We start from the raw sequence: 25,219 nt of genomic DNA, 5'->3' as shown, positions 1-25,219 counted from the left end.
ATGTCGGCTTCTTCAGATAGCAAATCACGCGGCTACTTCGACAGCTTCGGCAAAAGCGCCGAGGCCGAGTTCATGCCGGAAACCGCCGGCGCCTCGTTGCAGGATTCGCCGCGCTGGTCGCGCGTTACCGTGTGGCTGGCGGCGGCGTTGCTGATCAGCGCACTGGTCTGGGCCAAGTTCGCCGTGCTCGAAGAAGTGACCATGGGCGAAGGCAAGGCGATTCCATCGAGCAAGGTCCAGGTGATCCAGAACCTTGAGGGCGGCATCGTTACCGAAATCTTCGTGCGTGAAGGGCAGATGGTGAACAAGGGCGACAAGCTGTTGCGCCTGGATGACACGCGTTTTCTATCGAACAAGGGTGAAAGCGAGGCCGATCGCTATGCGCTGACCGCGCAGGTTGAACGCCTCTCCGCCGAAGCCGAGGGACGTCCGTTCAAGCTGTCTGACGAGGTGGTCGCCAAGGCGCCACAGGTCGCCGAAGACGAACGGGCGCTGTACGACCAGCGCCAGCGCCGGCTGGCCAGTGAGCAACGCACCCTCACCGAACAACTGCGCCAGAAAACTCAGGAGCTGGCCGAATTTCGCTCCAAGCAAGGCCAGTTCAGCTCCAGCCTCGCGTTGCTGCAGCAAGAGATGAACATGTCGGCGCCGCTGGTCGGCACGGGCGCGGTATCGCCAGTGGAAATCCTGCGGCTCAAGCGCAGCGCGGTGGAAATTCGTGGCTCGCTGAACGCGACGACGCTGGCGATCCCCGGGCGGAATCGGCGATCAACGAGATCAAGAGCAAGATCGACGAATCGGAACAGACCTTCCGCTCCGACGCGGCCAAGGACCTCAATCAGAAACGCACCGACCTGTCGAAAATCACCGCTTCCAGCATCGCCATCGACGACCGAGTCAGCCGCACAACCGTCACTTCGCCGGTGCATGGCGTGATCAAGCAACTGAAGGTCAACACCATCGGCGGCGTGGTTCAGCCGGGCAGTGACATGGTCGAAATCGTGCCGCTGGAAGACAATTTGTTGATTGAAGCCAAGGTGCGGCCGCAGGACGTCGCGTTCCTGCATCCAGGTCAGAAAGCCATGGTCAAGTTCAGTGCTTATGACTACACGATTTACGGTGGGCTGAGCGCCAAGCTTGAGCTGATCGGCGCTGACACGATTACTGACGACAAGGGCAACAGCTTCTATCTGATTCAGGTCAGGACCGATAAAAACCATTTGGGCGGGGACGTGAAACCGTTGCTGATCATTCCGGGGATGGTGGCGACGGTGGATATTATTACCGGGGAGAAAAGTGTCCTGGATTATCTGCTGAAACCGGTGCTGAAGGCACGGACCGAGGCGATGCGCGAACGATAGACACTGCGAACAGTGCATGGATAGATCTGACGCATTCGCGAGCAGGCTCGCTCCCACAAGGGGATGACACAGAGTTTGTGCCCACCTTCGATCAAATGTGGGAGCGAGCCTGCTCGCGAAGAGGCCAGCCGCTTCAGCAATTATTTATCGCCATGATTACGCTGAAAGGTCTCCTCCCCCATCGCCGCAATCTGCCCCTCGATCAACGCCTCAAACGGTTTTAACAACGGCTCAAACGTCATCGGCGCCTCGAGTGTCTGCAACGCCTGCACAATCGCCTCCACCGTCGACAACGCCCCCGGCCCCGGCGCCTTGCGCAACCGATAGCGCGACACACCTCCATCCAGCAACGTCACTCGGGGCAACGCCGCCAGCAACGGATTAAGGTGCAGCATCTTGCGCGCCTTGCGCCAGGTGCCGTCCGGAACCACCAGCAGCAGCGGTTCATCGGATGCAGCGTAAGCCTGCAATGGCCGCGCCTCTTCGGCAGGAAACAACAACCGCGCCTGATAGCCCGGCCGGTTCAACAGCGCCGGCAAATCCTCGAACACTTCACCCACGATCAACTCGGCATTCTGCAATCCCAACGCCGCTAGTCGTGCGGTGTTCAGCGCATGGTTCACTTCGCTGGGATGCTGCAACAGCAACACCCGGGTGCGGCTGTCGAGGCTCGGGATCAGCGGACACAGGCAATGGGTTTGTGGGCGCAGGCAGCGCGGGCATTGGATTCTGGACATGCTTGCTTTTCCTTTAAGCAGCCGGGTTGAGCTGTGCTTTGAGCAAGTCGCGGAAGGTCTGGATCAGCGGTTCGCGGCTTCGGCCACGGCGCACGATCATCGAAAACGGTGCCTGATAGCCGAACGTCGCCGGCAGCAACACCCGCAGATCGCCCTTGTCGGCCCAAGCCTGGGCGTAGTGCTCCGGCAGGTAGCCGATGTAGGCGCCGGACAACACCAGAATCAGTTGGGCTTCCATACTTTCCACGGTGGCGGCGCTGTGTTTGAAGCCGTGACGCGCCAGTTCCGCCTGGCTCCAGTAACCGCGCCCGACCATGCGTTGCTGGGTGATGACTTGTTCGGGAATCCGCCGTTCGGTGAACAGCGGATGCCGACTGCTGCAATACAGCCAGTGCTGTTCGCGGTACAGCGGCATATAGACCAGCCCGCTCATGCGTGTGGAAAACGCACCGATGGCCAGATCGAGGCGGTTGTCCTGCACGCCGAGTTGCAGTTCGTAAGGGCTCATCACCGACAAGTGCAAATGCACGGCCGGGTGTTCCTGGGTGTAGGCGCCGATGGCTTCGGCGAAAGGCAACGCCTTGTCGCTGACGGTGGAATCGATGACGCCGAGGTTCAGCGTGCCGCGCAGTTCGCCCTTTAGCGCTGCCGCGTATTGTTCGAAGCCTTCGAGCTCGCCCAACAGACGCAGGGTTTCCTGGTGGAACAACTCGCCCTTGCTGGTCAGGCTGAAACCACCGCGACCACGATGGCAGAGCACCAGGCCAAGCGCGGCTTCGAGCTGGCTCATGTAAGTGCTGATCGCCGAGGTCGAGAGGTTGAGCTCTTGCTGGGCGTTGGCGAACCCCTGATGACGGACCACGCTGACGAAGATGCGTAATAGTTTCAGGTCGGGTAAAGCGTTGGCCATGTCTACTCCGGGCTTTGCCACTGTGTGTCTGTAGGAAAAGCCCCTCACCCCAGCCCTCTCCCCGAGGAGAGGGAGCTGATCTCCAAGGCTTTCAAATCCTGAGTTCGACTCGATTTTTCAGGTCGATGCAGATTCCGCCAACAACTCGGTCGGCCCCCTCTCCCTCTGGGAGAGGGCTGGGGTGAGGGGCGGCGATGTTCAGCCAGGCCAGAATCCCAAGAGGGCAAAGTCTAATCCGCCCACCACCATTAGTTTAGAAAAATCTGAACTAAGTATTTGCCCATAGCGATTCTTCCCGCCCACTACATTTCGCAGAATCGCCGCCACAAGGTTCGCCCGTGTCTCCCCGACCGGTGCAACCAACATAAATAAAACAACGACGATGAGGCCTTACCCGTGGACAAGATTCTTCACCAACCACTGGGCGGCAATGAAATGCCGCGCTTCGGCGGCATCGCCACCATGATGCGACTTCCCCATTTGCCTACCGCTGCCGGCCTGGATGCTGCCTTCATTGGCGTGCCGCTGGACATCGGCACCTCGCTGCGCCCCGGCACCCGTTTCGGACCCCGCGAAATCCGCGCTGAATCGGTGATGATCCGCCCGTACAACATGGCCACCGGCGCTGCACCATTCGATTCCCTGTCGGTCGCTGACATCGGTGATGTGGCAATCAACACGTTCAACCTGCTGGACGCCGTGCGGATCATCGAAGAGTCCTACCACAGCATCCTCGAACACGATGTGATCCCGCTGACCCTAGGCGGCGACCACACCATCACCCTGCCAATCCTGCGTGCGATCCATAAAAAGCACGGCAAGGTCGGCCTGGTGCACATCGACGCCCACGCCGATGTGAACGATCACATGTTCGGCGAGAAAATCGCCCACGGCACCACCTTCCGTCGCGCTGTCGAAGAAGGCCTGCTGGACCCGGACCGCGTCGTGCAAATTGGTCTGCGCGCCCAGGGCTACACCTCCGAAGACTTCAACTGGAGCCGCAAACAAGGCTTCCGCGTTGTTCAAGCCGAAGAGTGCTGGCACAAATCCCTGGCACCACTGATGGCCGAAGTTCGCGAGAAAGTCGGCGGCGGTCCGGTGTACCTGAGTTTCGACATCGACGGCATCGATCCGGCTTGGGCACCTGGCACCGGCACCCCGGAAATCGGCGGTCTGACGACCATTCAGGCGATTGAAATCGTCCGTGGCTGCCAAGGCCTCGACCTGGTCGGCTGCGATCTGGTAGAAGTCTCGCCCGCTTACGACACCACCGGCAACACCTCGCTGTTGGCTGCCAACCTGCTGTACGAAATGCTCTGCGTACTGCCTGGCGTGGCCCACCGCTGAGGATTGGTCATGAACGAACGCGATCAGGTTCTGAAAGCTGCCGCCGACCTGGTGACAGCCTTTACCCGTAACGATCGCGAAGCCTACTTCGGTGCGTTCAGCACCGACGCGAGCTTCGTGTTCTACACCCTCGAACAGCCCCTGCTGTCGCGCGATGCCTATCAGGCGTTGTGGGACAACTGGCGCGCCGAGGATGGCTTTGAAGTGCTCTCGTGCACCTCGAGCAACGCCTTCGTCAGCCTGCAGGGTGACGTGGCGATTTTCATCCATGACGTAGCCACCGAGCTGCGCATGCAAGGGGAGCAACACTTCAGCCAGGAGCGCGAGACGATTGTTTTCAAGAAACAAGCGTCTGGCCAAGAACAACAAGGCCATTGGCTGGCCTGCCACGAACATTTGTCCGCAATGCCGGAAGGGCTGCCATCCCCTTAGCCAAACAGGTGACGCTCACGCACGATGAGCGCGCCTTTATGATCGGAGCTGATCATGAATAAAAACAACAAAGACAAAGACCAAAGCCTTACGCAAATTGAAACCTACGGGGTCGAACAGATCCCGGACAGCGAACGTAACGCAGGCCCGACGGATTTGTTCCGGATGATCTTCGGCGGTTCGAATACCTTTGCCACCGCCGTGCTCGGCAGTTTCCCGGTGCTGTTCGGTCTGTCGTTTCAGGCCGGCGTCTGGGCGATTGTGTCGGGCGTATTGCTCGGCTCGCTGATCCTCGCGCCGATGGGCCTGTTCGGCCCGATCAACGGCACCAACAACGCCGTGTCCTCCGGCGCGCACTTCGGTGTGCACGGGCGGATCGTCGGTTCGTTCCTGTCGCTGTTGACCGCCATCGCCTTCTTCTCGCTCTCGGTGTGGAGTTCAGGTGATGCGCTGATCGGTGGTGCCAAACGCCTGATCGGCTTGCCGGAAACCGACCTGACACTGGGCCTGGCCTATGGTCTGTTCGCGATTCTGGTGCTGACGGTGTGCATCTACGGCTTCCGTTTCCTGCTGTGGGTCAACAAGATCGCGGTGTGGAGCGCCAGCCTGCTGTTCCTGCTGGGCATCTTCGCCTTCGCCGGGCCTTTCGATGTGAACTTCGCCGGCACCGTCAGCATGGGTCAACCGGGCTTCTGGGCCGCGTTCATCGGTGCTGCGCTGGTGGCGATGAGCAACCCGATTTCCTTCGGTGCGTTCCTCGGCGACTGGTCGCGCTACATCCCGCGCGATACACCAAAAGGCCGGATCATGGCGGCTGTGGTGATTTCGCAGATCGCGACCTTCATCCCGTTCCTGTTCGGCCTGGCCACCGCGACCATCGTGGCGATCAAGGCACCGGACTACATCGCGGCCAACAACTACGTCGGCGGTCTGCTGGCGGTGTCGCCGAACTGGTTCTTCCTGCCGGTGTGCATGATTGCGGTGATCGGCGGCATGTCCACCGGCACAACCTCGTTGTATGGCACCGGGCTGGACATTTCCAGCGTGTTCCCTCGGCTGCTGTCGCGGGTCAAGGCGACGTTGCTGATCGGCGTGATGTCGATTGCCTTCATCTTCATCGGGCGCTTTGCGGCGAATCTGGTGCAGAGCGTGTCGACCTTCGCCGTGCTGATCATCACCTGCACCACGCCATGGATGGTGATCATGATCATCGGCCTGGTCGTGCGCCGCGGCTTCTACTGCCCGGATGACCTGCAAGTGTTCACCCGCGGCGAGAAAGGTGGCCGCTACTGGTTCACCCACGGCTGGAACTGGCGTGGCCTGGGTGCCTGGATCCCGAGTGCGTTGGTAGGTTTGTGCTTCGTGAACCTGCCGGGGCAATTTGTGGGTGTGCTGGGCAACCTGGCCGGCGGTATCGACATCAGCCTGCCGGTGACCCTGGGCCTGGCGTCGCTGGTGTACCTGGCGTTGTTGAGCCTGTTCCCGGAATCGCGGGAAGTGTTTGGCCCGGACGATGTACGCAGCAAGGGCACGGATTCGCTCGCTAAACCGGCGATGCGCCAAGCCGCCTGATAAACAAAACATGCTGATGTGGTGAATACCTGTGGCGAGGAAGCTTGCTCCCGCTCGACTGCGCAGCAGTCGCAAAACAGGCGATTGGGTTTCCCCTGAAGAAACTCGGTTGCGGAATTTGGGGCTGCTTCGCAGCCCAGCGGGGGCAAGTCCCCTCGCCACAAAAGCCCGCATCACAGCAATGCTATTCAGCCTCACCATAAAAAAGACAATCGGAGACACGCCATCATGGCACTGGATTTAACCGTCGTACTCATCTACGCCGCCGCGATGCTGTTACTCGGCTACTACGGCATGCGCAAAGCCAAGACCAACGAAGACTTTTTGGTCGCCGGTCGTAACCTCGGCCCGAGCCTCTACATGGGCACCATGGCCGCCACCGTACTCGGCGGCGCGTCCACCGTTGGCACCGTACGCCTGGGCTACGTCCATGGCATCTCCGGTTTCTGGCTGTGCGCCGCACTGGGTTGCGGGATCGTCGCGCTGAACCTGTTCCTCGCCAAACCGCTGCTGAAACTGAAGATCTACACCGTTACCCAGGTGCTGGAAAAACGCTACAACCCGATGGCCCGCTCGGCGAGCGCGGTGATCATGCTGGCGTACGCGCTGATGATCGGCGTGGTCTCGATCCTGGCCATTGGCACCGTGCTGCAAGTGCTGTTCGGCCTGCCGTTCTGGATTTCGGTATTGCTCGGTGGTGGCGTGGTGGTGATCTACTCGGCCATCGGCGGCATGTGGTCGCTGACCCTGACCGACATCGTCCAGTTCGTGATCAAGACCGTGGGCCTGATGTTCATCCTGTTGCCAATCTGCCTGTACCGCGTCGGTGGTTGGGATCAGTTGGTGTTGAAACTGCCGGCGAGCGCCTTCAGCTTCACCACCATCGGCTGGGACACGATCATTACCTACTTCATGATCTACTTCTTCGGCATCCTGATCGGTCAGGACATCTGGCAACGGGTGTTCACCGTCAAGAGCGCCAAAGTGGCTCAGGTCGCCGGTACATTCGCAGGCTTCTACTGCATCCTTTACGGACTGGCCTGCGCCCTGATCGGCATGGCCGCTCACGTACTGATTCCGGACCTGGACAACGTCAACAACGCCTTCGCCGCCATCGTTAAGCTGTCCCTGCCGGACGGTATCCGTGGCTTGGTAATTGCCGCGGCACTGGCTGCGATGATGTCCACCGCCAGCGCCGGCCTGCTCGCCGCTGCCACCACCCTGACCGAAGACCTGCTACCGAAACTGCGCGGCGGTAAACAGTCGAGCCTGGGCATGAACCGTCTGTTCACCCTGCTGACCGGCCTGGTGGTGCTCGGCATCGCCCTGGTGGTCAACGACGTGATCAGCGCCCTGACCCTGGCGTACAACCTGCTGGTAGGTGGCATGCTGATCCCGTTGATCGGTGCGATTTTCTGGAAGCGCGCAACCACCGCCGGCGCCATCGCCAGCATGGGCATGGGCTTCGCCACCGCGCTGGTGTTCATGTTCAAGGACGGTCTGGACGCCAACACGCCGATCTATTACAGCCTCGGCGTAGGTCTGGTGAGCTTTGTGCTGGTCAGCCTGATGTCCCGTCGCCCTTCCGTGGTGGCGAGCGCCGTCTAAGCTTTCTATAGAGACTTGATGCTTTCTTCGACGGGTGTGGCGTCGGTTGCCACACCCGTTTTTTTTCGTCTGGAGAAAACCTTTGATGAAGATTGTTTCTCGTGATCAGTGGTTCGAGGTCAAACAGCTCAGTGACGGCATTCACCTGATTCACGAGCCTTACATCCGCCCCTTCTACCGCTGCAACCTCTGGCACATCCAGGGCCGCGACAAGGATTTGCTGCTGGACAGCGGCTCGGGGCTGGTGAGCCTGCGCGAGCAACTACCGTGGATCACCGAGCGGCCGCTGGTGGCGGTGGCCAGCCATTGCCATTTCGATCATATCGCCGGGCATCACGAATTTGCTGAACGACTGGTGCACCCGGCCGAAGCGCAGATTCTCGCTGCGCCCGACGGCGAGAACACCTTGAGCACGGCGTTTGTCGGCGACGAGATGTTCGAAGCGCATCCCGATTGCCCGCTGTGCTACGCCGAATACCGGGTCAAAGCCGCGCCGGCCACGGGCATGATTGAAGAAGGCGATGTGCTGGACCTGGGTGATCGCGTGCTGCAAGTGCTGCACACGCCGGGGCATTCGCCGGGTGGTATCAGCCTGTATGAAGCGGCAACCGAGACGCTGTTCAGCGGCGACATCATCTACGACGGGCCGCTGATCGAAGACGCCTACCACTCCAACCTCGACGACTACGCCCGCAGCCTGCAACGCTTGCATGCGTTGCCGATCCGCACGGTACATGGCGGGCATTTCGGGAGTTTTTCCGGGGAGCATTTACGCGGGATGATTGACGAGTGGCAGCGCTCGCACGGCTGAAGCCTGCTGTACTCAGCGCAGGGACAACAACAATAACGCCCTCGAAGAGCGACCATGAAAAGAGCTGCCGTTCGTGCTGCTGTGCATCGCTTTATCAGCCGCCTGCTGGAAGATCGGAAGGACTTCGACGACCACGTCAGCCTGGCGCAGTTGGGATTGGATAAAGAAGATATCGAGGAGCTGATCTTCCATCTGGAAGATGAGCTGGGGTTGACCGCGTTTACGGCGGAGGAAGACCGGATGCTCAAGACCGCCAGGACAGCGAATGATTTGAGTCGGTTTTTAATTGAGATTGGACAGCATTGAGAAGGAATGCCAAATACATCCATCAGGATGTTAGAGATCCCTGTGGCGAGGGGATTTATCCCCGTTGGGCTGCGAAGCAGCCCCAAAACTATTAAACCCGGTTCGACCTGTAAGAATGTGATTGCTGCGAATGTGATTGCTGCGAATGGGGCTGCTGCGAATGGGGCTGCTGCGCAGCCCAACGGGGATAAATCCCCTCGCCACAAATAACCCCATTCACCTGATGCTTACGTGTGCCTACCGCCGACGAGGCTGGCGTCGACGCTGTTCGTCGTCAGTGCGAATAGGCACAGGTTGCAGAGGCGGTTCGATCAAACCGAGTGCGACACCCAGGTCATGCAGCCAGTTTTGGATTTTCTCTTTCATGGTGCCCCCTTCAGGGTAGTGCCGAGTGGCCGGAATTCTGTAGCCACTTCGCACTGATAATAGTCCGAAGTCCTACGCAATGCTCGCCCAAGATCGCAATGATCTGTTACTGAATTGATCCAAATAGCTGACCGTTAGTTCAAGCCGTCGCCCGAGCCTGACTCGGCAGCGCCGGATAGACCGCTTGCTGCTGCTCAAGCCACGCGTTCAAGTTCGCCCCAAGCATGCCTTTACGCCACATCAGCCACGTGGTGGCGCTGGCAAATGGCTCGGCCAGCGGGTGCACCGCCACGCTTTCTCGACCCGGCAGGCTGGCGAGCATCGACTCCGACATCAACGCCACGCCGGAGCCAGCGATCACACAGGCGAGCATCCCCGGATAAGACTCGATCTCCATCGCCCGGCCCATGGCCGCGTGGTAATGGGCGAACCAGGCCTCCAGGCGCATCCGGTAGGAACAACCCTGCCGGAAGGTGAACACTGAACGCCCTTCCACATCCAGCGCACTGTGGATCGGCGGGTGATCGGCCTCGCTGATCAACACCAGCCGTTCGTCGCAAAACGGCACGCCGTCGAGGCCCGCGAGTTCCAGCGGACCGTCCACCAGTGCCGCATCGAGACGCCCGGTGAGCAAACCTTCGAGCAATTCGCCGCTGGGACCGGACTGCACTTGCAGGTTCACCGCCGGGTACGTGCGGTGATAGCGCGCCAACAGCCCCGGAAGGTGGATAGCCGCCGTGCTGTACATGGTGCCAAGCACGAAGTCACCGGCCGGTTGCCCGCCCTGCACCGCCGCGCTGGCTTCGTCGTGCAGGGCAAACAGCTTGGCGGTGTAATCCAGCAGGACTTTTCCCGCAGGCGACAACTGCAAACGCTGACGCTCGCGAAGGAAAAGTTCGACACCGAGTTGCTCTTCCAGTTGTTTGAGCCGAGTCGACAGATTCGACGGCACCCGGTGCAAGCGTTCGGCAGCGCGAGTGATCGAGCCCTCTTGCGCCACAGCCTGGAAAATCCGCAATTGGCTGAATTCCACACCATTCTCCAATACAGAACAAGTCACTCACTATTATTCATTTTAAAAGAAAGTCAATCAGTCCTAGCCTGACGGTCATTGATCCTCGAATGGAATTCAGACCATGTCCCCTCTGATTCGCTTAATCGCCAGCTTCATCGCCCTGATGATGGCCATGGGCATCGGGCGTTTCGCCCTGACGCCGCAACTTCCGCACCTGCTCAGCGAAGGGCAGATCGACCTGACCGCCGCCGGTCTGATTGCTGCGGCCAACTACCTCGGCTACTTCCTCGGTGCGGTGGACGCGATGTTCTCGCGCCGCCCCGAGCAAGTCCGCCGGCGCCTGCTCGGTGGCTTATGGCTCTGTGTGCTGCTGACCCTGGCGTCGTTCTGGGCCAACGGTTTCTGGTCTCATCTGCTGCTGCGCTTCGGCACCGGCGTCGCCAGCGCCTGGGTGTTGGTGATGATCACCGCATTGAGCCAGCCACTGGCAGCCGCGGCCGGTCGTCCACGGCTTGGCGCGCTGGTGTTTGCCGGACCGGGGTTGGGGATTTTTCTGACGGGGTTGCTGGCCTTGGGCTCGAACCTCCTCGGGCAATCCTCCGCGACCTTGTGGCTGGTGTATGCCGCTGTCGCGCTGGTGATGCTGCTGGTCATCCTGCCGTTCCTGCCACAATCGACTGCCGCAGCACCAACACCGACGGCCAATACATCAGGCAATCAAGGCATCGGCCGTTTAGGGGTGATCTACGCCTTGTACGGTTTGGGCTACATCATCCCGGCCACGTTTCTCTCGCAAATGGCCAACGCGCAGTTCCACGGTCAGTGGATGGCCGATCTGTTCTGGCCGTGCTTCGGTCTCGCGGCGGCGGCCGGGGTGTTGCTGGTGAGTTTGCGCCGGCACAACCCGAACGCCACGCGGCACTGGTTGATGGCGACGTTGTGGCTGCAAGCCGCTGGGGTGTTCGCCTGCTTGCTGGGCAGCGGCCCGGGCCTGGCGTTGGGCGTGATCCTCTGCGGCACGCCGTTCCTGGCCTGCATGCAATTGGTGATGCAACGCTCCCGGGAACTGGCACCCCACGCCACCCAGCGCAACGCCGGGCTGCTGACCGCGTGCTTTGCCGTGGGTCAGCTCAGCGGGCCGTTGCTGGCCGCATTGAGCAGCCATTTCAGTGGCGGTTTGCAACCCGCGCTGGTGATCGCCGGAAGCGGTTTGCTGATCGCAGGCGGTTTGCTGCTGGGCCCACTCACTGCTGGCCGAGGGCTTTGCGCAAACGACGGCGCACCCACTGTTCAGCGCTGACAAACGTGATGCCGAGCAGCACCAGCACCGCGCCGACCACAAAGTTGAGGCTCAGGTCTTCACCCAGCAACACCACGCCGAACGTGACGCCGAACAGCGGCGTCATAAACGAGAACACCGCAAGGTTGGCCGCCAGATAACGGCGCAACAGCCAGAACCAGGTCAGGTAACTGAAGAACGACACCACCAGGCCCTGGAACAGCACACTGGCCACCGCCACGGTGGTCAGGCTGACGTGGGTCACCTGGCCGCTAAGGATGGCGATCAGCAACAGGCCGACAAAACCGACGATCAGTTGATAGAACAGGGTCAGGGTCACCGGCGCTTCCGACAGGCGCGAAGCACGCACCACCACGGTGGTCGCACCCCAACTGGCACCGGCCAACACGCCCAAGGCATCGCCCATCAACATGCGGTGGTCGAGGTTGTCCCAGGACACACCGCCGGCAAACGCGATGGCGATCCCGACGAATGCGAGAAAAATCCCCAACCATTGCACCGGCCTTAAACGCTCACTCGGCAACAGCCAGTGAACGCCCAACGCGGTGAAGATCGGTGCGGTGTAGAGAAACACCGACATGTGCGCAGCGGTGGTCAGTTGCAGGCCTTCGGAAATGAAGAAGAACTCCAGGCCAAACAGCGCACCGGCCAGTAGTCCACCGCGCCAGGTTGTGCTGACCTGATCCCAACCGCCCTTCCAGCAGATGAGAAGTCCTACAAGCAACGCAGAAATACCCGAGCGCCCGGCAGCCTGCATGACCGGCGCGATGTCGGGCGCTGCCCACTTGATCATCACTTGTTGCACGCCCCAGATCAGGCACAGCCCGATCATCACTTGCAGGGCAAATTTATCGGCGCTACGCCGGGTGGCGCTCACCGGAACACCTCGACAACACAATCCATGGCAGGCCATCCAATGGTCAGAAATCAGTGTCGAGGATTATCAATGACTCGGGCGGAAAAAGCCGTCTGGAAAAGACATTTAGTTCTTCCGTTGCGTCAGCGGTGAATGGCTGTCGGCTGCGCCGCCAATCGCTGGCAAGCCAGCTCCCACAGTGACCGGGTTGCTCACTGATGGTTTATTCAACACCAAACCCTGTGGGAGTCTGGCTTGCCAGCGATGGCGTCAGTTCAATCAACCCTGCTCAAGGATTTGAATTCAGAAGTCGTTTAGCTAGCAAAAACCCGACGGTACACGCCACCGCCGTGGCCAAGGTGCCCCACGCCATATCCATCACCGCCAACTGCGCCGACCAGCCGTTCAGCGTCGCCCAGTTACTCAAGTCATAAGTGCCGTAAGCCACCAACCCCAATAACGCGCCCATCCGCGCAGCTCGCTGCCAGGTACTCGCGGGCAATACCACGAACACCACACAACCGATTACATAAAGGAGATAGAACACCGCTGCCGGAACCAGCAGCGGTTGATCGAGCATCAGGGGTCCGAGCAGCGCCCGGTAAGTCGGGGCCATCAACACGCCGAGCCAGAGGCCATCGAGCAGGAGAAACGCCAGCAAGGTGCCAGCGTAGGCGAACAAGGCTTTTTTCATAGCACCCGACCTCATGTGAACTCCGTGTAGGAGCTGCCGCAGGCTGCGATCTTTTGACTTTATAAGATCAAGATCAAAAGATCGCAGCCTTCGGCAGCTCCTACAGGGGCCGATGCGAGGTCAGCTTAGTTCAATGCGATCCGCATGAATGACGATCTGGCCGTTCTTGTACAACGCGCCGATAGCCTTCTTGAAGTTGCCTTTGCTGACGCCGAACATACTGCTGATCAGGGTCGGATCGCTCTTGTCGCTGATCGGCAACGTGCCGTTGTTGTCGCGCAGCTTGGCGAGGATCTTCGAGTTCAGGCTGGTGGCGGCTTCTTCGCCGACCGGTTGCAGGCTCAGGCTGATCTTGCCGTCGGTACGGACTTCTTTGATAAAGCCCTTCTCTTCTTTACCGGCGCGCATGAACTTGAAGATTTCATTCTTGTGAATCAGGCCCCAGTGCTTGTTGTTGATAATTGCCTTGAAGCCCATGTCCGTGGCTTCGGCAACCAGCAAATCAACTTCCTGGCCCGGGGTGTAGCTGGCCGGGGTCTTGTCCAGGTAACGGTCCAGACGCGCGGTCGCAGTGATGCGGCGGGTGTGCTTGTCGAGGTAGACGTGCACCACCACATATTCGCCGGCGGTCATCTGGCGTTTTTCTTCGGAGTACGGCAGCAACAGGTCCTTCGGCAGACCCCAATCCAGGAACACGCCGATGCTGTTGACTTCAACGACTTTCAAACTGGCGAATTCACCGACCTGAACTTTCGGCGTTTCGGTAGTTGCGATGAGTTTGTCATCGCTGTCCAGATAAACAAAAACGTTGAGCCAGTCTTCATCTTCGCTGGGAATATCTTTGGGGATATAACGATTAGGCAGAAGGATTTCACCATCCGCGCCACCGTCCAGATATAAACCGAAGTTAGTGTGTTTAACCACTTGCAAACTGTTGTAGCGCCCGACTAAAGCCATTTCCAATACCCTCATTGCGTGGGCGGCATTCTACCCGGTTTTACGGGCTGCGCTCGCCGGCCAGCCCGGTGGCGCGAGAAAATCCTCCGAAGGCCTTAATTTTCCTGGGTTTTGGCGCCAGGCTCGCGGCCGCTCGTCAGACTGACCTGGCGCCAATGGCCATCATCCGTCGAGCCGAAGGCGCTATTTTCCCAGCTGTCTTCTTATTTAAAACAGCAGCTTAGCCGGGTATTTCGAACAATAACTTGTGAATAATCGAGTGATGGCCCAGGTTATTTCAGGGGGATATTTACCAAGCAATTGTCAAGTATTTCCTGTACGATGCCTGGCCAAGTTAATTTTCTACAGGTTAATGGCCGCCATGCGTGTAAAAGCATCCAACAGCAAAGCAAAGCCAGCTCCAGCCGTTGAAACCAGCGAATCGATCAACAACCAGATTGCTGCGTTCCTCAAGTCCGGCGGTGAAATCCAGCAAATTGCCAAAGGCGTCAGCGGCCAGACATTCGGCCCGTCCAAGCAAATCACGCTCGGCAAAAAGTAACACGGTGCTTTAACTGGTCCATAAGCGCTTTGAGCTTCGAAGCGCTTGGACTGGAACCCTCCCGCAACACCCCGAAAAACCCATCAATATTCCAAAAATCGACGAACGGCCCTCGATGCCGAGCATTCGCCGGTATGCTTGCACACGTCTAGATTAAGCGTTTCAGCAGACTTTGATGACTGCTCCCTCGCTGATCATGGAGTGACGCATGTTCAAACCCTCCTGTTTATTGCTCTGCAGCCTTCTGCTGTCGTGCCCGCTTGCCAATGCGCAAATCTTCCAGCGCGAACTGGGCGACTTCAACCTCAAACTCGGCACCACTCCCAGCCGCAGCATGGCTCAGGGGTTGGTCAAGCCCGCCAGTACCGGCTCATTCCATGGCGGCCTCGACTTGAGCCATGACAGCGGATTCTACGTCGGCCAATGGTCACCAAGCGCAGGGTTGACCCCGGGCAGTAACCTCGAAGTCGATTCCTACATGAGCTTTAAACAGCCGTTCGATCACACCCTCGGCTACGAAGTCGGCATGATCCATTACAGCTATCCAAAACTGGACACGCTCGACAGCCAGGAGCTGTTCGGTGGCTTGACCTTCCTGGGCAGCCGTTTCGGCGCAGCCTTCAGCGACGACCCGGACAAACAGAACAGCACCGTGTTTGCCGATCTGGGTGGCAATCAGCCGTTCGGAATCGGGATCAGCCTGAAATACACCACCCACCAGCTCAATTCACCGGTCTCCGTCGACGGAGGCTCGGTCAGCAGTTTCAACGATTGGTCGTTGCAACTGTCCCGTGCGTTCATGGGGGTCGACCTGAACCTGATCTACAGCGATTCCAACCTCAGCGGCAGTGAATGCTCCGCCTACTCAGGGCACAACAGCCAGTGCGATGGGCTAGTGACCCTCAAGGCTGAACGCAGCTTTTATTGATCGGCTTGAACTGCCGGGCTTATCTTGCGTTCACATAAAGACCCTCATCAAAGAAGCCAGGCCTTCGCAAGGACTCGCCCATGTCGCGCTGGTTTAAACACATTGCCGTCCTGATTACCCTCTCCCTCGCCCTCGGCGCATGTAGCCGCGTGGGGCTGGCGTACCGCAATCTCGACGTGATCATTCCGTGGACGCTCAGCGACTATCTGGACATGAACGGCGAGCAAAAAGGCTGGTTCAACGAGCGCCTCAAGGAGCATCTGAGCTGGCACTGCACGACCCAACTGCCGGGCTACCTGGATTGGCTGGACCGTTTGCAGGCCATGGTCGAGACCAATCAAGTCACTGACGAAGCGCTGCAGGCCCGCACCCAGGAAGCCAAAAAAGCCATCGCCCAGACCGCTCGGGAAATAACCCCATCCGCCATCGAGTTGTTGCAGGGGCTGGATGACCAGCAGGTGGCGGAGATGAACGATGCCTTCGCCAAGGACCAGCGCAAACGTCAGGAGGAATACCTCAAGCCGTCCCTTGATCAGCAAATCAAGGAGCGTGGCGTGCGCATGGACAAACGTCTGAACGACTGGCTCGGCCCGCTCAACCCCAGTCAGCAACAACGGGTTGTGGCCTGGTCGAACGCCTTGGGTGACCAGAATCAGCAATGGATCGCCAACCGTGTCCATTGGCAAAAACAGTTCAGTGCGGCAGTCGCGCAGCGCCATAGTCCAGAATTCCCACAGCGAATCGAGACACTTCTGGTCAATCGCGAGAGTTTGTGGACAGCGGATTACCGCTTGGCCTACGCCAACACCGAGGCTCAAGCGCGGGGGTTGCTGGTGGATTTGATGGCCGAGAGCACACCGGCTCAGCGTCAGCGGTTGTTGAAGAAGATTGATGGGGTAAGGAAGGACTTCACTGATTTGAAATGTTTGAAGGCGGTGCAGCAGGGGTAAAAACAAGATCAAAAGATCGCAGCCTTCGGCAGCTCCAGTGTTTTGTGTACACCTGTAGGAGCTGCCGAAGGCTGCGATCTTTTGCTGTTTGCAGGAAGTCAGGCAATCTGTGCCTTCGACGCCACCTCATCAAACGTCACTTCATCCAGCGCATCCGCCTGTTCATCCAGCACCTGGCGCGGATGGTCATTGCCCGGAATGCTGCTGTCGATCAGGCTCAACAAACTCGAGCCACGAGGCGTCAAAACGAAGTTCTCGCCATTTCCCCCCTCGTCCTCAGGTCGCGATGCGATAAAGCCACGATCCAGCAGCAACTTTTCGTACTCGGTGGCGATCACTTTCAGGTGGTCGAGGTTGCCAATTAGCTCGCCCTCTTCCGCCTTTTCCGCCGAAAGCTGTTCAGCGTAGGGCCTTGGAGTAAAGCTATGGCCGGCACTGTTCTGCACTTCGTGCAGCAAGCGTTCAATCAAATCCCAGTTATAAGTCGTCATCCTGATTCAACCTCCAAAGCCAGTGAGTGTGATGGCCTTCATAGGTTGTGACCGACACGGCGGGAAGCCGTTCAGCCGAGGTTTTGAACGGCACCGATCGGCGGTATGTCGAATTTTGCATAGGTCAAACGACTAGGCTGTGTACGTCGCCTCCCAGCACCGCGCAGGAGAAACCCCCATGAACATTCAGAATCATCCGGTCGTATCGCGAGAAGAATGGCTCGCCGCCCGCAAACAACACCTGGCCAACGAAAAAGCCTTCACCAAGGAACGCGACAAACTCAGCGCTGAGCGTCGCGCCCTGCCCTGGGTGAAAATCGACAAGGACTACCGCTTTCAAAGCACCCATGGCGAACAGAAACTGGCCGACCTGTTCGGCGGTCGCAACCAGTTGGTCATCTACCACTTCATGTTCGCCCCAGGCTGGGATGAAGGCTGCCCCGGTTGCTCGTTTTTGTCCGACCACATCGACGGTGCCAACCAGCACCTGGCCCATCATGACGTGGCAGTAGTGGCGGTTTCCCACGCACCGCTCGCCGAATTCCAGGCCTTCAAGCAACGCATGGGCTGGAAGTTCGACTGGGTATCGTCCGAAAACAGCGACTTCAACTACGACTTTGGCGTGTCGGCCCGAGCCGAAGAGGTCGCCGCAGGCACGGCTACCTACAACTACGAAAAATCCGACGGTGCCGAAGAAGAACTCCCCGGCCTCAGCGTGTTTTATCGCAACGACGCCGGCGACATCTTCCACACCTATTCCACCTACGCCCGGGGCCTGGACATGTTGGTGGGCGCCTACAACTACCTGGACCTCACGCCCAAGGGCCGCAATGAAGAGGAAATCATGGAGTGGGTTCGGCACCATGACCGCTATGAGGGAGAGACAAAATCCAATTGTTGCCAGGGTCGTTGATGCCCCGACATTACTGAACTTTTGCCCGCTTAAAGGCCTCAACCGGATAACCCGCCTTAACCGGAACTGAGGCCTAGTCTATGAAAGCCCTGCTGAAACTCACCCTCGCCGCGACCCTTGCCTGCGCCCTCCCCGTTTGGGCTTGCACGCCAGAGGAAGCCACCGCCAAGCGCGAACAACTGGCCCAGGAAGTGGCCAAGCTCACGCAACAGAATCCGAAGAAGGCCAAGGAGATCAACGATGAGTTGCAGAAGATGGACTTGGGCACGGCCAGCGCGGATCTGCCGGACAAGTGCCAGTTGATCGATCAGCGTTTGAAGGAACTGGATGCGGCGGGCAAAAAGGCTGAGGGTTAACAGGCAAGATCAAGATCACGATCTTTCGAACTGGAATTTGCATTAGTGCATTTAATTATTTGCACAAACGCATATTCAGACCTAAGGTCACCTCGAGCCCGAGATCGGAGCCGCCATCAAACAGGGCAAACCGCACACGCCGATCGCTCAGCAACACCGCTACACACCCACAAGCTGGACGCTTGTTTTCACTCATGGAGGATTGAAAAAATGTTAACCACTGAAGCAACGCAATTCACCGGCGAGACACTGCCAAGGTGCCTGACCGGTCATCTGCTTAACCCGCAATTGTCCGACGTCGAATCGGCTGCACCGCTCAAGGCGTCGGCCGCTGCCAGCCTCAACTTCACGATGCAGAAGCAAACCCAGACCAACTGGTGCTGGGCGGCCGTTTCCGCCTCGGTCGGCAACTATTACGGCACCGGGTCCTGGACCCAATGCGGCGTTGCCACCGCTGCGCTGGACCGCAACTGCTGCAATCAACCGGGGCCGTGCAACGTTTACGGCTATCTGGATTCAGCGCTGACGATCACGCGCAGTTTCAACGGCATGAATCAAGGTTCGCTGCAGCTGTCGGCTATCGAAAACCAGATCAACATGGGCCGACCGATCGGCTTGCGTTGTGCCTGGTACGGCGGCGGTGCGCACTTTCTGGCGATCTATGGCACCAATGGCAACTACCTGCTGATCGCGGATTCCATCTACGGTTACTCGACCCGAGCGCTGAATGCATTCCCCGGTTCGTACAACGGTGGCGGCAACTGGACCAACACTTACTTCACCCGTAAAAACTAGGAGGGCACATCATGCAACTGACTTATCCAAAGGCGCCTTCCAACGGCGTGCAGACACTGCGTCCGGCGCTTCAAGCCGCCCTGCAATCCCAAGGCTTCGGCGTTAATCGCCAGTTCGCCAGCGCGACGGCCAGCAAGATTAGCCTCAGCGAAGCCTACCGCGGCTACTCGCTCAGCCTGGAGGACCTGACCCAAGGCAAAGGCCTGAAAGACGCCAAGGTTGGCGATTGGCATTACCTGGTGTTTTCCGGTGGCGTGACCATTGCCGATGCACAACTGGCGGAAGTCCGCGGCCATGTCGAGTTCTCCTCGCTGAACCACGGGGCCATGGCGGCCGCCACGGTCGCTGCGTTAAAACTGGCAGAGCAATCGCCGCAACTGCAGGGTAAAACCGTTGAACTGCGGGTGCTGTTTGTTTCGGCAGTTCACCTGGTCGCGATCTGGCTGCATGCCGACAGTGAAGACGTGCTGATCCCGATTGAGCCGACGCCCAAGGAGCTGGCGGTCACTCAGTTGTACAGCGAAGCCAAGCTGCTCGCCCGGCTCAAGCCAGCGGCTGATCAAGCCAAGCAACGCTTTGATGCAGACACCAGTGGGCTGTTGGGGAGCTGACAAACGCTAGCCATAAAAAAAACCGGACACTGTCCGGGTTTTTTCTGTGTGCCTGAAACGACTTATTCAGCAGTAGGCGCTTCCGGCTTGCGGCGCTTGAGCGGCGCCATGCCGTCCTTGCTGACCAGCGACAGAGCGTCGGTCTTCGGACGGTTAGCGATCTTGCGCTTGGTCGGTGCCTTGGCGCCGGTTTTCTTCTTGTCGCCTTTGGCGTCGACTTTTTTCTTCTTCACGCCAACGGCTTTGCCCGAAGCCTTGACCTTTTTCGGTCCGCCGTAGGTGCCTTTGACTTCCTTGATGGTGCGGCGCTCGAAGCTCTGCTTGAGGTAGCGCTCGACGCTCGACATCAGGTTCCAGTCGCCGTGGCAGATCAGCGAGATGGCCAGGCCATCGTTGCCGGCACGCCCGGTACGACCGATGCGGTGAACGTATTCGTCGCCGCTGCGCGGCATGTCGAAGTTGATCACCAGGTCCAGGCCTTCCACGTCGAGGCCGCGAGCGGCGACGTCGGTGGCAACCAGGATCTTCACGCCGCCCTGCTTCAGGCGGTCGATCGCCAGTTTGCGATCCTTCTGGTCCTTCTCACCGTGCAGCACGAACGCTTTGTATTCCTGCGCCACCAGCCGGCCGTAGATACGGTCGGCCATGGCCCGGGTGTTGGTGAACACGATGGCCTTCTGATAGGTCTCGTTGGCCAACAGCCAGTTCACGATCTGTTCTTTGTGCTGGTTGTGGTCAGCGGTGATGATCTGCTGACGCGTGGTCGCGTTCAGGTCGCTGACGTTGTTGAGCTGCAAGTGCTCAGGGTTGTTCAGGACCTTGGCGACCATGTCGCGCAGGCCTGAACCACCGGTGGTGGCGGAGAACAGCATAGTCTGCTGACGGTTGGTGCACTCTTCCACCAGACGTTGCACGTCTTCGGCAAAACCCATGTCGAGCATGCGGTCGGCTTCGTCGAGCACCAGCACTTCGACTTCTTTCAAATCGAGGTTGCCGGCGTTCAGTTGCTCGATCATCCGGCCCGGCGTACCGATCAGGATGTCCGGCACCTTGCGCAGCATGGCGGCCTGGACCTTGAAGTCTTCACCGCCAGTGATCAGGCCGGACTTGATGAACGTGTACTGGGCGAAGCGCTCGACTTCCTTGATGGTCTGCTGGGCCAACTCACGGGTCGGCAGCAGGATCAGGGTCTTGATGCTGACGCGGACTTTCGCCGGGCCGATCAGACGGTTGAGGATCGGCAAAACGAAAGCAGCGGTTTTGCCGCTACCGGTTTGCGCTGTCACCCGCAGGTCACGCCCTTGGAGCGCCAGCGGAATAGCCGCTGCTTGCACTGGCGTTGGCTCGACAAATTTAAGCTCGGCCACGGCTTTGAGCAGGCGTTCGTGCAGGGCGAATTGGGAAAACACGGGTGCTACCTCGAAGAAATACAAAAAAACAGCTGCATAGGGTAACGGTTTCGAGCGCCGAGGCCGAGTTTCTTTATGCAATCGACAGTAAACAGTGGCTTTTTTGTTGCCTGATTTGTCTCCAAACCTCATCGGCAACGTCTTAAATGCTCTAATCGCCCCGTCGCAACCTACAGAAGAATCGTTTTTACCCATGGATATGAAACAGCTCTGGCTCAATGCCCAAGACCTTTGGGGCGCCCTCGACCAGCACCCACTCCTGCATTCCAGCCTGGCGCTGATCCTGCTTTTAGTGGTGGCATTGGTCCTCGGACGAGTGGCGCGCTACCTCATTCTTCACGCGACCAAAATGCTCGGCCGCCAACCCGCGCTGCACTGGATCAACGACCTACGACACAACAAGGTCTTTCATCGGCTGGCGCAAATGACGCCGTCGCTGGTGATCCAGTTCGGTCTGTACCTGGTGCCGGAACTGAGCAAAACCAGCCTGATCTTCCTCGGCAACGTCGCCCTCGCCTTCACCATCCTGTTCCTGCTGCTGGCGGCCAGTGCCCTTCTCAGTGCGTTGCTGGACATCTACGCCCGCACCGAACACGCCCGCACCCGCTCAATCAAAGGCTACGTGCAACTGACGAAAATGGTCTTGTACGTGCTGGGCGCGATCATCATCGTCGCCACGTTGATCGACCGCTCGCCGCTGTTGCTGCTCTCGGGTCTGGGTGCGATGTCGGCGGTGATTCTGTTGGTCTACAAGGACACCCTGCTGTCGTTCGTCGCCAGCGTGCAACTGACCAGCAACGACATGCTGCGAGTCGGTGACTGGATCGAAATGCCGCAAGTCGGCGCTGACGGTGATGTGGTCGATATCACGCTGCACACGGTCAAGGTGCAGAATTTCGACAAGACAATTGTGTCGATCCCGACCTGGCGCCTGATGTCCGAATCGTTCAAAAACTGGCGCGGCATGCAGCAGTCTGGTGGACGACGGATCAAGCGCAGCCTGTTCATCGACGCCAGCGGCGTGCGGTTTGTGCGCGATGACGAAGAGGCGAAACTGGCCCAGGTGCACCTGCTGACCGACTACATCAGCCGCAAACAGGCAGAACTCAAGGCCTGGAACGAAGCCCAGGGCAACGTCGCGGCAATGTCAGCCAACCGCCGGCGCATGACCAACATCGGGACCTTCCGCGCCTATGCATTGGCGTATCTGAAAAGCCACCCGGAAATCCAGCCGAACATGACCTGCATGGTCCGCCAGATGCAGACCACCGCCCAAGGCATCCCGCTGGAAATCTACTGCTTCACCCGCACCACCGCGTGGGCCGATTACGAGCGGATCCAGGGCGATATCTTCGATTATCTGCTGGCGGTGCTGCCGGAGTTTGGGTTGAGTTTGTATCAGCAGCCGAGTGGCGGGGATTTGCGTTCGGGGCTGTTGCCGGCCGTACTCGGCTCAGCCCACATTCCCGAGCCACAAAAACACTTGATGTAACGCCACTGAAACCTGTGGGAGCGGGCTTGCCCGCGATGAGGGAGTGTCAGCGAGAAACTCATCGTCTGATACTCCGCTATCGCGGGCAAGCCCGCTCCCACAGAGATATTTGTCAGTCGGAAGTCAGCTGGTAACTGGTGATTTGCGGATGCCCAATCGGCTGATCCATACGGCGGCGAGGATGACGCTACCGCCAAGGAACAACCGCCCCAACTCTTCATGTTGATTCCAGATCAACAAATTGATCAGCAACCCCACTGGCACATGCAGGTTGTTCATCACCGCCAGCGTCCCGCCATTGACCAGGCACGCACCTTTGTTCCACCAGTACAAACCCAGCGCCGTCGACACCAGCCCGAGGAACACCAGCACGCCCCATTGCAGCAGCGCTTCAGGCAGGAAGTTCTGTTTGCCGAACAGCAGGAACGCCGGCAACGCCACCGCCAATGCACCGAGATAGAAGTAACCAAAGCGCCGGTAATGCGGCAGATCACTCGGGTGACGCGCCACCAGATGCTTATAAAGCACCTGCCCGGCGGCGTAGGTGAAGTTGGCCAGTTGCAGCAGCAGGAAACCCATGAAGAAGTCCGGGTTGATCCGGTCGTAGCGAATCACCGCCGCGCCCAGCACCGCCACCAATGCCGCGACCAATGCCCACGGATTGAAGCGCCGGTTCAACGCATCCTCGATCAACGTCACGTGCAGCGGCGTGAGGATGGTGAACAGCAGCACTTCCGGCACCGTCAGCACCCGAAAGCTCAGGTACAGGCAGACGTAGGTCACGCCGAACTGCAACGCGCCGATCAGCAACATGCCGCGCATGAAGGCAGGCTCGACCGAACGCCAGCGCGTCAGCGGAATAAACACCAGCCCGGCCAGCAACACGCGCACCAGCACCGCAAAGTAGCTGTCGACATGACCGGCAAGGTATTCGCCGATCAAGCTGAAGGAAAACGCCTGGATCAGCGTGACAAAAAGTAGATAGCCCATGCTCGCCTCGTTTTGAATGGCGGCGACGATAGCGGGTTTTACTCTTCACCGCGAATCGTCAGACCACACACAAATCCACTGTGGGAGCGGGCTTGCTCGCGAAGGGGCCGTGTCAGTCAACATCAATGGTGAATGACACACCGTTTTCGCGAGCAAGCCCGCTCCCACAGGGGTCGTGTGCCAACTCATCAAATCCCAGACAAAAAAAAGCCCGATCTCGCTAAAGCGTTCAATCGGGCTACACACTCAGGAGCAACAAGTGCAAAGGGAGGTCGATGCGCGTACAGGCTTGAAGGGTTGCGCCAGGTCACTAGACCATCCAGCGATTATCTGGCGATTAACGGATCAGGCGACCTGGGAAAGCTTGGCGTTGGCCTGGTTCAGGCCCTTCTCCTGGAAGTCGCCGCCCAGGTTCATGCCTTCGGCGTGAATGAAGGTCACGTCGTGGATACCGATGAAGCCCATGACCTGACGCAGGTACGGTTCCTGGTGATCCGCCGGGCCGCCAGCGTAGATCCCGCCGCGAGCAGTCAGCACGTAGGCACGTTTGCCGGTGAGCAGACCTTGCGGGCCGGTGTCGGTGTACTTGAAGGTCACGCCGGCACGCAGCACGTGGTCGAGCCAGGCTTTAAGGGTGCTCGGGATCGCAAAGTTGTACATCGGCGCAGCCATGACCAGCACGTCGGCGGCCAGCAATTCGTCGGTCAACTGGTTGGAGCGATCCAGGGACGCCTGTTCGATGTCGTTGCGTTGTTCGGCAGGTTTCATCCAGCCGCCCAGCAAGTTGATGTCCAGATGCGGCACTGGATTAACGGCCAGGTCACGAACGGTGATCTGATCGGCCGGGTGTGTAGCTTTCCATTGGCTGATGAAGGTCTGGGTCAACTGACGGGAAACCGAGTCTTGCTGACGGGCGCTGCTTTCGATGATCAGAACGCGGGACATGGGATGTAGCCTCCATCTGAGAATGCTGTAAGTCGATGGAGTGGAGATTAAACAGAGTCATATCGATGAAAAAGCGCAAATAACTGCTATAAAGCATCGATAAATTCGTTTATAAGCGGAGCATGCCCAGTGGGCCTGCTCCGCAGGACGTCATTTTGGGGTGCAGGTCAGATCGATTCGCATCTTGATAATGGTCCGGGTGAACTTGGCGGTAGCGTTGGTGTGCTTGCCGGCAGGCACATCGATATTGCGAGTTCGCGGCGCTTCCGGGCCATTGTTGAAAACCACCTTACAGATTGCGTCGGTGGTGCCGAAGTTGTTCACCTGAATGGAGGCCATGTCGCTATCCGTGTCATAGGAGTTGTAGTCGATGCTCAAGCCATTGAGCGTTTTCTGAACATCGATCGGATAGGCAAACGCAGTCAGCGGCAGCATCACCAGCAGCGCACAACCCGATACCACACAACAGAATTTTTTCATTCGGCAGTCTCCAATAAGGACTGCCAGCTTAGGACAAGAGGAGCTC

The 25,219-nt window shown here is 58.9% G+C and carries 27 protein-coding genes and 1 pseudogene; 16 read left to right on the top strand and 12 right to left on the bottom strand.

Features of this window, described 5'->3' with window-relative positions; genetic code table 11:
- A pseudogene (locus tag JFT87_RS12360) lies at positions 1-1,361 on the top strand (HlyD family type I secretion periplasmic adaptor subunit).
- 140 nt (positions 1,362-1,501) lie between these two features.
- On the opposite strand, the gene JFT87_RS12355 reads toward JFT87_RS12360, so the two are convergent.
- Positions 1,502-2,098, bottom strand: coding sequence for a tRNA-uridine aminocarboxypropyltransferase (locus tag JFT87_RS12355; protein WP_201201627.1), 597 nt, complete (start codon positions 2,096-2,098; stop codon positions 1,502-1,504).
- A gap of 13 nt (positions 2,099-2,111) precedes the next feature.
- Complete coding sequence (locus JFT87_RS12350) at positions 2,112-3,008, bottom strand: LysR family transcriptional regulator (protein ID WP_201201626.1); 897 nt, start codon at positions 3,006-3,008, stop codon at positions 2,112-2,114.
- 396 nt (positions 3,009-3,404) lie between these two features.
- Here JFT87_RS12350 and speB point away from each other — a divergent pair, with 396 nt between their 5' ends.
- The 6 genes from speB (at position 3,405) to JFT87_RS12320 (ending at position 9,084) form a co-directional block, all read left to right on the top strand.
- Positions 3,405-4,355 carry an agmatinase gene (speB, locus tag JFT87_RS12345; protein WP_123515356.1) on the top strand — a complete coding sequence of 317 codons (951 nt, stop codon included), beginning with the start codon at positions 3,405-3,407 and terminating at the stop codon, positions 4,353-4,355.
- Positions 4,356-4,364: 9 nt separating this feature from the next.
- On the top strand, positions 4,365-4,787 hold the full coding sequence (locus tag JFT87_RS12340) for a YybH family protein (protein WP_201201625.1): 423 nt from the start codon (positions 4,365-4,367) through the stop codon (positions 4,785-4,787).
- Between the two features lie 54 nt (positions 4,788-4,841).
- Complete coding sequence (locus JFT87_RS12335; RefSeq protein ID WP_201201623.1) at positions 4,842-6,359, top strand: purine-cytosine permease family protein; 1,518 nt, start codon at positions 4,842-4,844, stop codon at positions 6,357-6,359.
- A gap of 228 nt (positions 6,360-6,587) precedes the next feature.
- Positions 6,588-7,967, top strand: a complete 1,380-nt coding sequence (locus tag JFT87_RS12330) for a sodium:solute symporter (protein ID WP_201201622.1) — start codon at positions 6,588-6,590, stop codon at positions 7,965-7,967.
- 85 nt (positions 7,968-8,052) lie between these two features.
- Positions 8,053-8,778, top strand: a complete 726-nt coding sequence (locus JFT87_RS12325; RefSeq protein ID WP_201201620.1) for an MBL fold metallo-hydrolase — start codon at positions 8,053-8,055, stop codon at positions 8,776-8,778.
- 54 nt (positions 8,779-8,832) lie between these two features.
- Entirely contained in the window at positions 8,833-9,084 is a 252-nt protein-coding gene (locus JFT87_RS12320) for an acyl carrier protein (RefSeq protein ID WP_201201618.1), read from the top strand.
- Positions 9,085-9,321: 237 nt separating this feature from the next.
- Here JFT87_RS12320 and JFT87_RS28675 read toward each other — a convergent pair whose 3' ends face one another.
- Together JFT87_RS28675 and ptrR are read right to left on the bottom strand one after the other, a co-directional pair.
- Positions 9,322-9,450: a PA1414 family protein gene (locus tag JFT87_RS28675; protein ID WP_003184145.1), complete on the bottom strand. Its 129-nt coding sequence runs from the start codon at positions 9,448-9,450 to the stop codon at positions 9,322-9,324.
- Positions 9,451-9,589: 139 nt separating this feature from the next.
- Positions 9,590-10,483, bottom strand: a complete 894-nt coding sequence (gene ptrR / locus JFT87_RS12315; protein WP_201201616.1) for a putrescine utilization regulator PtrR — start codon at positions 10,481-10,483, stop codon at positions 9,590-9,592.
- Positions 10,484-10,586: 103 nt separating this feature from the next.
- Between ptrR and JFT87_RS12310 the strand changes: the two genes are divergently transcribed.
- Positions 10,587-11,765 (top strand): MFS transporter, encoded by a 1,179-nt coding sequence (locus tag JFT87_RS12310; RefSeq protein WP_201201614.1) that lies wholly within the window; start codon positions 10,587-10,589, stop codon positions 11,763-11,765.
- On the opposite strand, the gene JFT87_RS12305 is transcribed toward JFT87_RS12310, so the two are convergent.
- The 3 genes from JFT87_RS12305 to JFT87_RS12295 form a co-directional block, all read right to left on the bottom strand.
- Positions 11,710-12,642: a DMT family transporter gene (locus JFT87_RS12305; RefSeq protein ID WP_201201612.1), complete on the bottom strand. Its 933-nt coding sequence runs from the start codon at positions 12,640-12,642 to the stop codon at positions 11,710-11,712. The two genes, JFT87_RS12310 and JFT87_RS12305, sit on opposite strands and share 56 nt — an antisense overlap.
- 268 nt (positions 12,643-12,910) lie before the next feature.
- Positions 12,911-13,315 carry a DUF2177 family protein gene (locus JFT87_RS12300; protein WP_201201611.1) on the bottom strand — a complete coding sequence of 135 codons (405 nt, stop codon included), beginning with the start codon at positions 13,313-13,315 and terminating at the stop codon, positions 12,911-12,913.
- A gap of 120 nt (positions 13,316-13,435) precedes the next feature.
- Positions 13,436-14,272 (bottom strand): CvfB family protein, encoded by an 837-nt coding sequence (locus tag JFT87_RS12295; protein WP_201201609.1) that lies wholly within the window; start codon positions 14,270-14,272, stop codon positions 13,436-13,438.
- A 352-nt stretch (positions 14,273-14,624) separates the two neighbouring features.
- Here JFT87_RS12295 and JFT87_RS12290 point away from each other — a divergent pair, with 352 nt between their 5' ends.
- The 3 genes from JFT87_RS12290 to JFT87_RS12280 all read left to right on the top strand — a co-directional run bounded on the left by JFT87_RS12290 (position 14,625) and on the right by JFT87_RS12280 (position 16,691).
- Positions 14,625-14,813: a hypothetical protein gene (locus tag JFT87_RS12290; RefSeq protein ID WP_017337097.1), complete on the top strand. Its 189-nt coding sequence runs from the start codon at positions 14,625-14,627 to the stop codon at positions 14,811-14,813.
- Between the two features lie 208 nt (positions 14,814-15,021).
- Positions 15,022-15,741 (top strand): TorF family putative porin, encoded by a 720-nt coding sequence (locus tag JFT87_RS12285; RefSeq protein ID WP_201201607.1) that lies wholly within the window; start codon positions 15,022-15,024, stop codon positions 15,739-15,741.
- Between the two features lie 80 nt (positions 15,742-15,821).
- Positions 15,822-16,691, top strand: a complete 870-nt coding sequence (locus JFT87_RS12280) for a DUF6279 family lipoprotein (protein WP_201201606.1) — start codon at positions 15,822-15,824, stop codon at positions 16,689-16,691.
- A gap of 98 nt (positions 16,692-16,789) precedes the next feature.
- On the opposite strand, the gene JFT87_RS12275 is transcribed toward JFT87_RS12280, so the two are convergent.
- Complete coding sequence (locus JFT87_RS12275) at positions 16,790-17,182, bottom strand: transcriptional regulator (protein WP_201201604.1); 393 nt, start codon at positions 17,180-17,182, stop codon at positions 16,790-16,792.
- Between the two features lie 178 nt (positions 17,183-17,360).
- On the opposite strand from JFT87_RS12275, the gene JFT87_RS12270 reads away from it, so the two are divergent.
- The 4 genes from JFT87_RS12270 (at position 17,361) to JFT87_RS12255 (ending at position 19,857) form a co-directional block, all read left to right on the top strand.
- Positions 17,361-18,095 carry a DUF899 domain-containing protein gene (locus tag JFT87_RS12270; RefSeq protein WP_201201602.1) on the top strand — a complete coding sequence of 245 codons (735 nt, stop codon included), beginning with the start codon at positions 17,361-17,363 and terminating at the stop codon, positions 18,093-18,095.
- An 80-nt stretch (positions 18,096-18,175) separates the two neighbouring features.
- On the top strand, positions 18,176-18,451 hold the full coding sequence (locus tag JFT87_RS12265) for a hypothetical protein (RefSeq protein WP_201201600.1): 276 nt from the start codon (positions 18,176-18,178) through the stop codon (positions 18,449-18,451).
- Between the two features lie 210 nt (positions 18,452-18,661).
- A complete protein-coding gene (locus JFT87_RS12260; RefSeq protein ID WP_201201598.1) occupies positions 18,662-19,246 on the top strand; it encodes a papain-like cysteine protease family protein in 585 nt (194 codons plus the stop codon).
- Positions 19,247-19,257: 11 nt separating this feature from the next.
- Positions 19,258-19,857: a hypothetical protein gene (locus tag JFT87_RS12255; protein ID WP_201201596.1), complete on the top strand. Its 600-nt coding sequence runs from the start codon at positions 19,258-19,260 to the stop codon at positions 19,855-19,857.
- Between the two features lie 62 nt (positions 19,858-19,919).
- Here JFT87_RS12255 and JFT87_RS12250 read toward each other — a convergent pair whose 3' ends face one another.
- The gene (locus tag JFT87_RS12250) at positions 19,920-21,266 is read right to left on the bottom strand and encodes a DEAD/DEAH box helicase (protein WP_201201594.1); all 1,347 of its coding nucleotides are present in this window, start codon (positions 21,264-21,266) and stop codon (positions 19,920-19,922) included.
- A gap of 193 nt (positions 21,267-21,459) precedes the next feature.
- Here JFT87_RS12250 and JFT87_RS12245 point away from each other — a divergent pair, with 193 nt between their 5' ends.
- Entirely contained in the window at positions 21,460-22,758 is a 1,299-nt protein-coding gene (locus JFT87_RS12245) for a mechanosensitive ion channel family protein (RefSeq protein WP_201201592.1), read from the top strand.
- A gap of 123 nt (positions 22,759-22,881) precedes the next feature.
- On the opposite strand, the gene JFT87_RS12240 is transcribed toward JFT87_RS12245, so the two are convergent.
- The 3 genes from JFT87_RS12240 to JFT87_RS12230 form a co-directional block, all read right to left on the bottom strand.
- Positions 22,882-23,748, bottom strand: coding sequence for a carboxylate/amino acid/amine transporter (locus JFT87_RS12240; RefSeq protein WP_201201590.1), 867 nt, complete (start codon positions 23,746-23,748; stop codon positions 22,882-22,884).
- A 345-nt stretch (positions 23,749-24,093) separates the two neighbouring features.
- Positions 24,094-24,693 carry an FMN-dependent NADH-azoreductase gene (locus JFT87_RS12235; protein ID WP_201201588.1) on the bottom strand — a complete coding sequence of 200 codons (600 nt, stop codon included), beginning with the start codon at positions 24,691-24,693 and terminating at the stop codon, positions 24,094-24,096.
- A gap of 150 nt (positions 24,694-24,843) precedes the next feature.
- The gene (locus JFT87_RS12230) at positions 24,844-25,173 is read right to left on the bottom strand and encodes a 3-phosphoglycerate kinase (protein ID WP_201201586.1); all 330 of its coding nucleotides are present in this window, start codon (positions 25,171-25,173) and stop codon (positions 24,844-24,846) included.
- Positions 25,174-25,219: the final 46 nt, after the last annotated feature.

This window comes from Pseudomonas sp. TH15 (genome assembly GCF_016651105.1).
Lineage (GTDB): Bacteria > Pseudomonadota > Gammaproteobacteria > Pseudomonadales > Pseudomonadaceae > Aquipseudomonas.
This window is presented reverse-complemented; position numbering and strand designations above follow the sequence as displayed.